This is a genomic window from Thermonema sp. (genome assembly GCF_026003375.1).
Lineage (GTDB): Bacteria > Bacteroidota > Bacteroidia > Cytophagales > Thermonemataceae > Thermonema > Thermonema rossianum.
The window spans coordinates 260,154-272,604 of record NZ_BPHD01000002.1 but is presented as its reverse complement, the minus strand read 5'-3'; the positions used below and the strand labels follow the sequence as shown (position 1 = coordinate 272,604).

The following is a 12,451-nucleotide window of genomic DNA, read 5'->3' as shown; positions in this document are numbered from 1 at the left end:
CTTTGTTGTGCGTTTGTAAATAAAAACAACGGACAATATTATGCAAACCCTGAAGCCAAAGCGCTATGTGAATGTGTACACAGAGGCGAACCCCAACCCACAGTCTCTTAAGTTTGTGGTGAACTTTATGCTGGTTGCCGATGGTGAAAGTTATGAGTTTACGCCGGAGCATGCAGAAGGTTCGCCCTTGGCAGAAACCATTTTTAAAGAGTTCCCTTTTGTAGAAAAAGTGTTTATTGCTGCCAACTTCATCACACTGACCCGTAACGAAAGCATCGAGTGGGAAGAAGTAGTGCGTCAAATCAAACAGTTTGTGCAGCAGTATTTGGAAGAAGAAAAGCCGGTATTGGCGCAAAGTGCGGCCGTAAGCAGCAATGCCATCCGCGAAGGCGATTCGTTGATAGTGCAAAAGATAAAAAGCATCTTGGACGAGTACGTGCGCCCGGCCGTAGAGCAAGACGGTGGCGCCATTACCTTCCATTCCTTCGACGAAGCCACCGGACAGGTGAAGGTATTGTTGCAGGGGGCGTGCAGTGGTTGCCCTTCTTCTACCATGACCCTGAAAGCCGGTATTGAAAACCTGCTTAAACGTATGGTGCCCGAAGTGAAAGAGGTAGTTGCCGAAGGTGTTTAAATACGACGAACAACCGGTACTCAGTGAATAAACATCTTGTCATAACCCTTTTTGCGCCCTATATCAGCCCGGCCTGTTATAGGGTGCTGCTTTTTTTGAGAAGGAAATGAAACTATGAGCCTGACAACCCAAGAACTACTGACTTTCTACGAACGCGACAGCCTGGTGCAGCTTTTACACCACCATCTTTCGCAAGGAAATGCCAAAGTACACGCAAAAGGGCTGAGCGGCAGTTTGCCCGCAGTGCTGGTGGCTGCTTTGGCGCGCCTTGAGCCTTCCAAAGTGCATACGTTGGTATTGAACGACAGGGAAGAGGCTATTTACTTTTTCAATGACCTGCAAAATCTGCTGCCCGGTCGTCAGGTGATGCTTTACCCCTCGTCTTACCGGCGCCCTTATCACTACGAAGAAGTAGAAAACGCCAATGTATTGATGCGCTCGGAGGTGCTGAATGCCTTGCGCAAGCGCACGGTACAGGCGCCTTTGATAGTCACCTATCCCGAAGCACTGTTTGAAAAGGTAGTCAACAAACGTACGTTGGTAGAGAATACTTTCCCCATACGGATAGGCGACAAGCTGGATACTGCCTTCTTAACGGAGTTTTTGAGCACCTATGACTTTGAAGCAAGCGAGTTTGTATATGAACCGGGGCAGTTTGCTGTGCGGGGCGGCATCATCGACGTCTTTTCTTTCGCCGACGAATACCCTTACCGCATAGAGCTCTTCGATGACCAAGTGGAGAGTATCCGGCAATTTGACCCCGAAACGCAGCTTTCCAAAGAGCAGCTGAGCGAAGTGAATATTGTGCCCAACCTGCAAACCAAGTTTTTGCATGAGGCGCGCGAGTCTTTTTTGGAATACCTGCCCAAAGAAAGCGTACTTTGGTTTAGCCGCTTGGAATACACGCTTGAATTGCTGGACAAAGCCTTTGAAAAAGTGGCGGCTACCTTCGATGTCATCATGCAAAAAACAGCACAGAGCAGCGTGGTGACAGCCCCCGTGCAGCTTTTCGATAACGCCACTTCTTTCATAAAACAATTAAATGCACATGCGGTCGTAGAGTTTTCATCCACTGCCTTCCTGAAGGAAAGCCGGCTTTGGGAATATGTTTCCGCACCGCAGCCTTCTTTTAATAAACGCTTTGAGTTGCTTGCCGAAGACCTGGCACAGTGGCAGCAAAAAGGATATATGTGCGTGCTTATTGCTGAATCTGCGCAGCAGATAGAGCGCTTGCGGCGTATTTTTAAAGACATTCAAGCCGAAGTGCAATTCCACGAGTGGCTCATAGGGCTGCGGGGCGGCTTCATTGACCACCAACTGCGTATCGTATGCTATACCGACCACCAAATTTTTGACCGGTATTATCGCTACAAAACCCGCAGTCTTTTCAACAAAAGCAAAGCCATCACACTCAAGGAGCTGCAGTCACTCCAGCCCGGTGATTACGTTACCCACATCGACTATGGTATTGCCCGCTTTGCCGGCTTGACAACCCTCGAGACCAATGGGCGCAAGCAGGAAGTCGTGCGCCTTATTTTTAAAGACAACGATGTTTTGTATGTCAATGTGCACTCATTGCACAAAATTGCCAAATATGCCGGGAAAGAAGGGCAGGTACCCCAAATCAGCAAGCTGGGCAGCAACGAGTGGGAGCAAAAGAAAAAGCGCGTCAAAAAGCAAGTAAAAGACATAGCCAAAGAGCTGATTACACTTTATGCCAAGCGGCGTGCAGCACAAGGCTTTGCCTTCCCACCGGACAATTACTTGCAGGCTGAGCTTGAATCTTCGTTCATGTATGAAGACACGCCCGACCAAGCCCGCGCCACGGAAGAAGTGAAGCGCGACATGGAAAAGCCTTACCCCATGGACCGCCTGGTGTGCGGCGATGTAGGCTTTGGAAAAACCGAAGTGGCCATACGGGCGGCTTTCAAAGCGGTCTGTGCCGGAAAACAGGTAGCTGTGCTGGTGCCCACTACCATCTTAGCCATGCAGCATTACCACACTTTCACCAACCGCTTGGCAGATTTTCCCTGCACGGTGGCCTATATCAACCGCTTTAAATCGTCGAAAGAAATTAAACAAACCCTTGATGCACTTGCCAAAGGCGAAATAGACATAATCATTGGTACCCACCGGCTGCTCAACAAAGACGTGGTGTTCAAAGACTTAGGACTGGTCATCATCGACGAAGAACAAAAATTTGGTGTGCAGGCAAAGGAAAAGCTGAAGCAGATGCGCGTGAACGTGGATTGCCTGACACTGACGGCAACACCTATTCCCCGTACCCTGCATTTTTCACTGATGGGGGCACGCGATTTGTCGGTGATTGCTACCCCGCCCCCAAACCGCCGCCCTGTCCTTACGGAAGTACACACTTTCAGCGAAGAGTTTATACGCGATGCCATCCGTTTTGAGTTGGAGCGTGGCGGGCAGGTCTTCTTTGTACACAACCGCGTGAACGACATCGAGTCGGTGGGCGACATGATTTTGCGCCTGGTGCCCGACGCCAAACTCGGCATTGCCCACGGACAAATGGATGGCAAGCATCTGGAAAAGGTGATGACCCGCTTTATCGAAGGCGAATACGATATCTTGCTTTCTACCAATATTATAGAAGCCGGTTTGGATATTCCCAATGCCAATACCATCATCATCAACCATGCGCATATGTTCGGTTTGTCTGACCTGCATCAGATGCGGGGCAGAGTGGGGCGTTCCAACAGAAAGGCTTTTTGCTACTTGCTCATTCCCTCGCAAACGGCGCTTACCCGTGAAGCACACCGCCGCCTCAAAGCTTTGGAAGAGTTCTCTGACTTGGGCGATGGTTTTAAAGTAGCCATGCGCGACTTGGACATACGGGGCGCCGGCAATCTGTTGGGCGCCGAACAAAGCGGTTTTATCAATGATATTGGATTTGAAACCTACCACAAAATACTGGATGAAGCCATTCAGGAAGTCAAGCAAGAAGAATTCAAAGAGTTGTTTAGCGAAGAACTGTCTCAAAAGCTGTTGCGTCCGCAGGAGTGCATCATTGAAACCGATTGGGAGCTGCGCATTCCCGAAGAGTATGTAAGCAACATCACCGAGCGTCTGCGTCTTTACAATGAACTGGATAACCTGCACTCAGAAGAAGACCTGCAGCAATTTGCCTCTGCTTTGGCCGACCGCTTTGGTCCGCTGCCCAATGAAGTGAACGACTTGCTCGAAACCGTGCGCTTGCGATGGATAGCCGAAAAGCTTGGTTTTGAAAAGCTGGTTTTGAAAAACAATAAAATGAAAGCCTATTTCCTGGACAAAGAAGAATACTTTCAGTCGGAAGTATTCGGGCATATTTTGCGCTTCGTGCAACAAAACCCCGACAAAATACGTCTCAAGGAATCGAAGGGAAAGCCCGTTTTGATAGCGCAAGGAGTGATGAATGTCAAGCAAGCGATTGACTTATTGCGCGATATGGAAAAAAATGCGTAAATTTCATACCTGACTTATCGATAAACTTTAAAATTTCTTTTATTTGTAAATAGAAAGTTAAAATATATTGCAAATTTCTGACGATCATTTATATTGTTTGGTACAATTCATGTGGTAGAAACTTCAGCTTTGGTGCTATCAAAAAGTTAAACAAGTTATGAGAAAACATGGGAAATTAGCCGGAAGCCTTCTGTTGACGGGTGCGATGCTATTTGGTGCTACTTCTTGTAAGCTCTTCAAGAAAAAGGAGCAGGGCTTTGAATTTCAGATTCAAAAAAGTACGGATGTGCACCGCAAGGGCATGATTAGCCAGGTGACGGGCATCCCCTATAACTACGAAGACACCGTAAATAACGTAACCAGTCTGGTTGTAAATGAATATCTTGGCCAACCCGACGGACCCAACCTGGTATTTATTGAAGGCGGGCGTTTCGTAATGGGCTCAGGCGAAGAAGACATCCTTTATACACGCGACAACAGAGAGCGCACCATCAGTATCCAGTCTTTCTTTATGGACCGGACCGAAGTGGCCAACATCCACTGGCTGGAGTTTATGCACTACTACGAAAAACCTCAAAACCAAGGAACCATACAAGAAGACTTTAAACTGGTGTTGAGCCCTGATTACACCAGCAGCTATGAAGTGTTCCGTAAGCGTATCCTTTTGCCTGACACTACCGTTTGGGCAAGCGATAAAGCCTTCAACGACTCTTATGTACAAAACTATCTGCGCTATCCCGGCTTCCGCTTTTTCCCGGTTGTGGGAGTTTCTTGGGTGCAGGCAAAAGCATTTTGCGCGTGGCGTACCAAAGCTGTGAACGAATACTTGTTTGCAGAAGCCAAGAAGAAAGACAAAGACGGGCGCCTCAACGAATATAAACCCGGACAGGTACCCTTGGAAAGCGGGGTGGTATTGCCCGACTATCGTCTGCCTACCGAAGCAGAATGGGAGTATGCAGCCAAAGGCTTGATTGGTACTCAATATAACGATGAGAACCAGTCCAATGGCCGGATTTACCCCTGGGACGGGCACTCACTGCGCAACCCCTATGGGAAGGAAATGGGGACTTTCTTAGCCAACTTTAAGCGTGGACGCGGCGACTATGCCGGTATTGCCGGAAAACAAAACGATGGTGCCTTGATTACCGAATGGATTTACGCATACCCGCCTAATGACTTCGGTTTGTACAACATGGCAGGTAACGTAAACGAATGGGTGGAGGATGTGTACCGTCCGTTGGCTTATCAAGACTTTGACGACCTGAACCCCGTACGCCGTGAACGTCTCGATAGCACCCGCTTGCGTCCGGACTCTACTTTGTCCGTATATGGCGACGATGAAGAAAACTACTTGATACGCAAAGCCGATGGAGGCAAGGAGCTGAACTCGCTCATCAACGATGATGCCCGTGTGTACAAAGGCGGTTCTTGGAAAGATGTGGCTTACTGGCTGTCACCCGGTACACGCCGCTTCCTCGACAAAGACAAAGCAACCAACGATATAGGTTTCCGTTGCGCCATGATCATGGCAGGAGAGAAAGAAGGGGAAAACAGACGGAAAAACGATCCCAGAAAATATAGAAAGAAGTAAGAAAAAGTATAAAAATTGCAAGAAAAGGCTTTGTTTGCAAAGCCTTTTCTTGTTTAAGTGCATTCTGCAAAACTAAATTTGAAATTGGGCTTATGTAAATTTGTTTAACCTTTTGCATCTTTTTGCGTAAAGAATAAAGGTGCATTTGGTACAGTTCCTGTACTTTACACTTAGTAAAAGAACCGTGATTGCAATGATGAAAATGCCTGCGGTAAGGGTGCGTCTTGGAGGAATGATGCTGTTGGTGCTGCTTGTGACTTCCTGCAAAGTCTTTCAGAAAAAAGATGACTTTGAGAAGCAGTCAGCCAAAGGTCCCAAAAAAGGGGCAGTAAGCCAAGTGACAGGCATTCCTTACAATGACTCTACTTATGAAAACAGCTATCAACTGCGTGAATTTTCCGGACAAATAGCCGGTCCGGGACTGGTCTATATCGAGGGGGGGAGTTTTGTGATGGGCGTTACCGAAGAAGACGTCATGCACCTTTCGTCAAGTAAGCTTACCCGGGTCACCGTGCCTTCTTTTTATATGGACCGCACGGAAGTAGCCAACTTGCATTGGCTCGAGTTCATGAACTACTATGAAAAAAACCCCGGCGATGTGCCTCAAGGGGTAACCTATGAAGAATATCGCGAGTTGATTTTGTTGCCCGATACAACCGTTTGGGCATCCGAAGGTGCCTACAACGACGCCTATGTGAAAAACTACTTGCGCTATCCCGGCTTCCGGATGTATCCGGTCGTGGGGGTGTCTTGGATTCAAGCACAGGAGTTTTGCAAGTGGCGAACCATGATGGTAAATAAGGCCATTGAAGCCCAAACTTACGTTACAGGTCTGAAGAAAAACAATAAAATAGACGAAGGGCAAGTGGTGCAAACCCAGCCCAAAGATGGTTTGCGCTTGCCTGATTACCGTTTGCCTACCGAAGCAGAGTGGGAATATGCGGCTTCGGCCCGGGTGGGTGTGCGCTATGATGACGAGCGCGACCAAACCAAGCGCCTATACCCATGGGATGGGCGCGCGCTGCGCAACCCTTACAAAAGGCATGGCGGTTATTTTATGGCTAATTTTAAGCGTGGGCGGGGCGACTATGCCGGCATAGCCGGCCGCCAAAACGATGGGGCCGTAATGACTGAGTGGATTTATGCCTATGCACCAAACGATTTCGGGCTATACAACATGGCAGGCAACGTCAATGAGTGGGTGGAGGATGCATATGTGCCCGAAGGTTGGGAAGATATTGTAGATATACAAGCCATCAAACGCTACGAGCGCTTTACCGACTCGTCTTCGGCAGCCAAATTCCGCATGAAAGTATTGCTTTATGATGAAGAAGTGTTGGGCAAAGACGGGGCATTGAAAGACTCTAACTTGGTGATGCACGAGAATTTAATGACCTTCCCCAATAGTTTTTTCAAAGACTATATCGATCCGGCAAATCCACAGATTTACCGGGTATATAAAGGCGGCTCTTGGAAAGATGTGGCTTATTGGTTGGCGCCCGGTACCCGTCGTTTTATGAAAATGACAGAAAGCTCTGCTACCGTAGGGTTCCGATGTGCCATGAGTTATATGGGTGGACAGGATTTGCCTGAGGGGGATTATACAGAGCAGGAAAAGAAAAAGTGGTGGCAGTTGAAAAGAGACAGGGAATAAGCACCTTTTCAATATTCACATAAAAAAAAAGAAAGAAGCCTTGACTCTACTCAAGGCTTCTGCTTTTTCAAGACAACTACTGTGAAAGGCAATATTGTTGTATCCAGTCTGCGGCTTCGGATAGCCCTTTTTCATAGGCTTCTGCCCACTCTTGGCAAGCCCGCTCGTGATGCCCTTTTTTGTAAAGGGCTTTCCCTCTTTCCAAATGCGCATAGGCAAAAGCAGGCGCTAAATCTAAGGCAGTAGTAAAATCATCGAGGGCAGCATCCAGGCTATCTGTGGCCATGTAGGCCAGGCCGCGGTTGTAGTAAAGAATGGCTATTTTGGGCTGTGCTTGAATGGCTTTCGATAAGGCTTCGATGGCTTCGGGGTAGTGCTGTTGAAGCCTGAGAAGCTCCCCTTTGTTACACCAGGCATCGGCAAAGTCTTGTTTCAGCTCAATGGCACGTTCATAGTCTTGTAGAGCGCCCGTTGTATCGGCAAGAAACTCCTTTACGAGTGCGCGCTCAAAGAAGTAATCAGCCACAGTGTCGGTAAGCAGAATCAAGCTGTCATATCTTGCCAATGCAGTGGCGTAGTCTTCTTTTTGCAAGGCGCTGACAGCCCGTGCACGCAACTGCTCCGGGTCTGCTTGTGTGGAATGGGGCTGCGTATCGCAAGCAATGGCCAAGCCAAGCCAGCACAGCAGCGAAAGAATGGTGCTTTTTTTCATGGCTTTCTTGTATTTTGGGGAATGAAAGAAAAAGACCTATGGACACGCAGCCCATAGGTCTATGGATGTATTGTCAAGCAATGCATTAAGCGTTGTTTTGCTGACGAATCAAGTTGAGGGCAGAGCCTGCCTTGAACCACTCGATTTGTGCTTCATTGTAAGAGTGGTTTACTTGTATCTCGTCGGTGCTGCCGTCTTTGTGGTGTAATACCACGGTCAGCGGTTTGCCCGGGGCAAACGACTCCAGACCCAAGATATCGATGGTGTCATCTTCTTGTACTTTGTCGTAGTCTGCCGGGTTGGCAAAGGTAAGCGCCAACATACCTTGTTTTTTCAGGTTGGTTTCATGAATACGGGCAAACGACTTCACGATAACGGCACGCACGCCCAAGTGGCGGGGCTCCATGGCAGCGTGTTCACGCGATGAACCTTCGCCATAGTTTTCGTCGCCCACTACTACCGAGCCGATGCCGGCGGCTTTGTAGGCACGCGCTACCTTGGGCACTTCGTCATATTCGCCGGTCAACTGGTTTTTCACTTTGTTGGTTTCACCGTTGAAGGCATTGACCGCACCAATGAGCAGGTTGTTGGAGATGTTGTCCAAGTGACCACGGTATTTCAACCAAGGACCTGCCATTGAGATATGGTCGGTCGTACACTTGCCCTTGGCTTTGATAAGCAGTTTCATGCCTTTCAGGTCGGTACCTTCCCATGCGGGGAATGGTGTCAACAGCTGCAAGCGCTCCGACTTCGGATCTACTTTTACTTCCACTTGGCTTCCGTCTTCGGCGGGGGCTATATAGCCGTTGTCTTTGACGTCGAAACCTTTCTCGGGCAGCTCAATGCCTTTGGGCTCGTCCAACTTCACCTCTTTGCCTTCCTCATTGATGAGGGTGTCGGTCATGGGGTTGAACTTCAAAGAACCAGCAATGGCAAAAGCGGTTACGATTTCAGGCGAAGCCACAAACGCATGGGTTTTGGGGTTGCCGTCGTTGCGCTTTGCAAAGTTACGGTTGAATGAAGTCATAATAGAGTTGGGGCGGTCGGGGTTGTTGTGACGCTGCCACTGCCCAATGCAAGGACCGCAGGCATTGGCAAGCACCACGCCACCGATGGCTTCGAACTCGTCGAGCAGACCGTCACGTTCAGCCGTGTAGCGCACCATTTCGGAGCCGGGCGTTACAGTGAACTCTGCTTGTACTTTCAGTTTCTTTTCTTTGGCTTGTTTTGCCACGGAAGCGGCGCGCGTCAAGTCTTCATAAGAAGAGTTGGTACAAGAGCCAATCAGACCTACTTCCAGCTTATCGGGCCAGTTGTTCTTTTCTACGGCTTCGGCAAACTTAGACAAGGGCCATGCCAAGTCGGGCGTGAAAGGTCCGTTGATATGCGGTTCCAGCTCCGATAAGTTGATTTCAATGACTTGGTCGTAGTATTTTTCAGGGTTTTCATATACTTCCGCATCGGGGCGCAGATAGTCTTTTATGCTTTCTGCCAAGTCGGCTACTTCTTTGCGTCCGGTCGCTTCGAGGTATGCACGCATACGGCTATCGTAAGCAAAAACAGAAGTAGTAGCCCCTACTTCGGCGCCCATGTTACAGATGGTAGCTTTGCCGGTACAAGACAAAGAGTCGGCGCCTTCGCCAAAGTATTCGATGATGGCATTGGTGCCACCTTTTACGGTGAGAATACCGGCCACTTTCAAAATCACATCTTTAGGCGAAGCCCAGCCGTTCAGTTTGCCGGTCAGTTTTACACCTATCAACTTGGGGAAGAGCAATTCCCAAGCCATGCCGGTCATTACGTCCACAGCATCGGCACCGCCCACACCAATGGCAATCATACCTAAACCGCCGGCGTTGGGGGTGTGCGAGTCGGTTCCAATCATCATGCCACCGGGGAAGGCGTAGTTTTCCAACACCACTTGGTGGATGATACCGGCACCGGGTTTCCAGAAACCAATACCGTATTTATTGGATACAGAAGCCAAAAAGTCATAAACTTCTTTGTTTCGTCCCAAGGCTTCTTCCAGGTCTTGCTCTGCACCTGTTTTGGCCAGAATCAGGTGGTCGCAGTGTACGGTAGAAGGTACCGCCACCTTGTCTTTGCCTGCCAGCATAAACTGGAGCAACGCCATCTGTGCAGTGGCATCTTGCATAGCCACACGGTCGGGGGCAAACTCTACATACTCTTTTCCACGCTGAAACTCACGCATTTCTTGCCCGGGATAAAGGTGGGCGTATAAAATTTTTTCGGCTAAAGTCATGGGGCGGTTCAACACCTTGCGCGCTTGGTTCACACGCTCGGGCAGTTGTTGATACACCCGCTGAATCATATCAAAATCGAACAGCATAAGGCTTGTTTTTTTAAGAAGTTTTGGAAACTAAAAACTAACGGCAAAGTTAGTAAATATCGGATGATAATAAGCATGAGCATTGTGGAAAAGAATGACAAGGTATTACATTGCTTTCCTTGTATCTTTGCAAAGAAAAGCAGTATAAAAAAACACCATGATAGAGACTGTAAAACAATTGAAATCCGGCAGTTTGTGCTTGTATCCGTCTTCGTTGGGGTGGTGGTTGATTGCCGACAGCTGGAACAAAGAGGCAATGAGGGCTTTGAGACCAGTCAGGCACACATTGGCACAGCAAGAATTGGTGTTACATATTGAATCCATCGGCTTATTGTCGCAATATGTGCCGGAAGTGCCCGAGGTGGCCTGGGATTGGATGGAAATGAACCGGCGCCCTTTGTGGATTAAGTTTGAGCAGTATCATCTGTTGCCCGAAGGCATAGAAGCCGGCGAGCTGTGGATATGTTTGAATAAAGAAGAGGCTTGGCATAAGTTGCTTAACCGTATGGGGCATCCGGTAGCCGGCATTCTATTGGGCGATACTTATGTGCTCGATGAGGCATGGAAGGTGCACATACCGGAAATGACTTTGCCCAAGAAGCGCCATCGTCCCGATAAAGTACACTTGCTTAACAACGGGACCATTCAAAGCTTAGAAAAAGGCAACTGATGAAACTACGTGATATCGTCTTGCACTTTCGCTTCCCTTTTTCGCTTTTTTTAATGCCGGTGTATCTTTATGCCCTGAGCCAGGTGCAGCAGCCGCTTCATTGGTGGCGGGCAGCCTTGGCTTTTGCCGTATGGCATGGGTTTATTTATCCGGCAAGCAATGCTTACAACAGTTATTTCGATAAAGACAAAGGCAGCATCGGGGGGCTGAAGGTGCCCCCGCCCGTAGATGCCGCTCTGTATTGGATAAGTCTGCTGTGGACCGTGGCGGGCATAGCGCTTGCCTTTGGGTTAAGTGCTCCCTATGGCCTCATGGTGTTGGGCTACGTGGTGGTATCGAAAGCCTATAGTCATCCCTTGGTGCGTCTTAAACGCTATCCTTTGTTGGGATGGTTGGCAGTGGTGCTTTTTCAAGGTGCTTGGGTGTATTTGGCTACTGTGGTGGCCGTTGCGCCCGAAGAGTGGAATTTAACACGCCATTTGCTTGCGGCTACTCTAAGCAGTCTCATGCTGGCAGCTACTTATCCACTTACGCAAGTATATCAGCATGAAGAAGACCGTGAAAGAGGCGACAGGACACTGTCGTTGGTGCTGGGGCTGAAAGGAACCTTTCTTTGGGCGGCTGCTTTCTTGTTGCTGACAGCCGTAGGGCACGGGGTATATGCCTTTTATTTTGCCGGCGGCACTTACCTGCTGATATTGTCTGTGTGCCTACTGCTGCCCGGTATCTATTTTTTTTATTGGATGCGCCGGGCATACAGGTGCCAAGAAGCCACCTACGAAGAGTCCATGCGCATGAATATTACCGGAGCCATGAGCATGAATATAGCCTTTGCAACTTTATTGGCTTTGCAGTATCTTGTCGTTTGATTCATCAAAATGCATAGAACTATGAGCTTTTATCAAATTTTACTCTTTTTGCACTCATGGCTACGGTGGGCTATCTTGCTGACAGCCCTTTGGGTACTCATCCGTTCTTTTCGCGGATGGCAAATGGGACTGCCTTTCAAAAAGTCAGACAATGGCATGCAGGCAGCCTTTGTAGGCATGATGCATTTGCAGTTGGTGTTGGGTTTGCTGCTTTATTTTGTTTTTAGCCCCTTCGGTTTGGATGCCTTTGCCCAAGGTGCCAAGGTAGTGATGAAAAATGCAGGCTTGCGCTATTGGGCAGTGGAACATGCAACAGTGATGCTGTTGGCTGTTATTTTGGCACAGGTAGGGCGTACGAAGTCGAAACGTGCCCGGGCACACAAGCAAAAGTTTAAACACGCTTTTGTGTTTTTCCTGATTAGTTTGATACTTATGTTGAGCCGTATTCCTTGGCACGAAAGTGCACGCTTGTTTCGAAGCTTTTAATTTGTAGTATTGTTTTT

9 protein-coding genes are annotated in these 12,451 nt (G+C 48.5%); 7 read left to right on the top strand and 2 right to left on the bottom strand.

All coding sequences use genetic code 11. The features are described from left to right. Positions 1–40 precede the first annotated feature (40 nt). The 4 genes from QVE43_RS06170 (at position 41) to QVE43_RS06155 (ending at position 7,347) form a co-directional block, all read left to right on the top strand. Positions 41–634 (top strand): NifU family protein, encoded by a 594-nt coding sequence (locus QVE43_RS06170; RefSeq protein WP_038028798.1) that lies wholly within the window; start codon positions 41–43, stop codon positions 632–634. A 114-nt stretch (positions 635–748) separates the two neighbouring features. Next, complete coding sequence (mfd, locus tag QVE43_RS06165; RefSeq protein WP_288005203.1) at positions 749–4,102, top strand: transcription-repair coupling factor; 3,354 nt, start codon at positions 749–751, stop codon at positions 4,100–4,102. A 157-nt stretch (positions 4,103–4,259) separates the two neighbouring features. Then, positions 4,260–5,693, top strand: coding sequence for a gliding motility lipoprotein GldJ (gene gldJ, locus QVE43_RS06160; protein ID WP_245605268.1), 1,434 nt, complete (start codon positions 4,260–4,262; stop codon positions 5,691–5,693). A gap of 193 nt (positions 5,694–5,886) precedes the next feature. Continuing rightward, complete coding sequence (locus QVE43_RS06155) at positions 5,887–7,347, top strand: SUMF1/EgtB/PvdO family nonheme iron enzyme (protein ID WP_288005200.1); 1,461 nt, start codon at positions 5,887–5,889, stop codon at positions 7,345–7,347. 76 nt (positions 7,348–7,423) lie between these two features. Here the strand turns inward: QVE43_RS06155 and QVE43_RS06150 are convergent, their stop codons facing one another. Further along, entirely contained in the window at positions 7,424–8,059 is a 636-nt protein-coding gene (locus QVE43_RS06150) for a tetratricopeptide repeat protein (protein WP_288005198.1), read from the bottom strand. 85 nt (positions 8,060–8,144) lie between these two features. Continuing rightward, on the bottom strand, positions 8,145–10,409 hold the full coding sequence (locus QVE43_RS06145) for an aconitate hydratase (RefSeq protein WP_288005196.1): 2,265 nt from the start codon (positions 10,407–10,409) through the stop codon (positions 8,145–8,147). A gap of 157 nt (positions 10,410–10,566) precedes the next feature. Between QVE43_RS06145 and QVE43_RS06140 the strand changes: the two genes are divergently transcribed. Genes QVE43_RS06140 through QVE43_RS06130 form a run of 3 tightly spaced genes read left to right on the top strand, consistent with a single transcriptional unit; the run spans position 10,567 to position 12,434 of the window. Then, the gene (locus QVE43_RS06140; RefSeq protein ID WP_288005194.1) at positions 10,567–11,079 is read left to right on the top strand and encodes a Sua5/YciO/YrdC/YwlC family protein; all 513 of its coding nucleotides are present in this window, start codon (positions 10,567–10,569) and stop codon (positions 11,077–11,079) included. After that, positions 11,079–11,948 carry a UbiA family prenyltransferase gene (locus tag QVE43_RS06135; protein ID WP_288005192.1) on the top strand — a complete coding sequence of 290 codons (870 nt, stop codon included), beginning with the start codon at positions 11,079–11,081 and terminating at the stop codon, positions 11,946–11,948. Before QVE43_RS06140 ends, QVE43_RS06135 begins: the two co-directional genes overlap by 1 nt. A gap of 21 nt (positions 11,949–11,969) precedes the next feature. Next, on the top strand, positions 11,970–12,434 hold the full coding sequence (locus tag QVE43_RS06130) for a hypothetical protein (RefSeq protein ID WP_038028810.1): 465 nt from the start codon (positions 11,970–11,972) through the stop codon (positions 12,432–12,434). Positions 12,435–12,451 lie beyond the last annotated feature (17 nt).

What these genes read in the sequence shown, in the direction of transcription:
- QVE43_RS06170 (WP_038028798.1), top strand. Translation starts at nt 41, where the DNA reads ATGCAAACCCTGAAGCCAAAGCGCTATGTGAATGTGTACACAGAGGCG.
- mfd (WP_288005203.1), top strand. Translation starts at nt 749, where the DNA reads ATGAGCCTGACAACCCAAGAACTACTGACTTTCTACGAACGCGACAGC.
- gldJ (WP_245605268.1), top strand. Translation starts at nt 4,260, where the DNA reads ATGAGAAAACATGGGAAATTAGCCGGAAGCCTTCTGTTGACGGGTGCG.
- QVE43_RS06155 (WP_288005200.1), top strand. Translation starts at nt 5,887, where the DNA reads ATGATGAAAATGCCTGCGGTAAGGGTGCGTCTTGGAGGAATGATGCTG.
- QVE43_RS06150 (WP_288005198.1), bottom strand. Translation starts at nt 8,059, where the DNA reads ATGAAAAAAAGCACCATTCTTTCGCTGCTGTGCTGGCTTGGCTTGGCC.
- QVE43_RS06145 (WP_288005196.1), bottom strand. Translation starts at nt 10,409, where the DNA reads ATGCTGTTCGATTTTGATATGATTCAGCGGGTGTATCAACAACTGCCC.
- QVE43_RS06140 (WP_288005194.1), top strand. Translation starts at nt 10,567, where the DNA reads ATGATAGAGACTGTAAAACAATTGAAATCCGGCAGTTTGTGCTTGTAT.
- QVE43_RS06135 (WP_288005192.1), top strand. Translation starts at nt 11,079, where the DNA reads ATGAAACTACGTGATATCGTCTTGCACTTTCGCTTCCCTTTTTCGCTT.
- QVE43_RS06130 (WP_038028810.1), top strand. Translation starts at nt 11,970, where the DNA reads ATGAGCTTTTATCAAATTTTACTCTTTTTGCACTCATGGCTACGGTGG.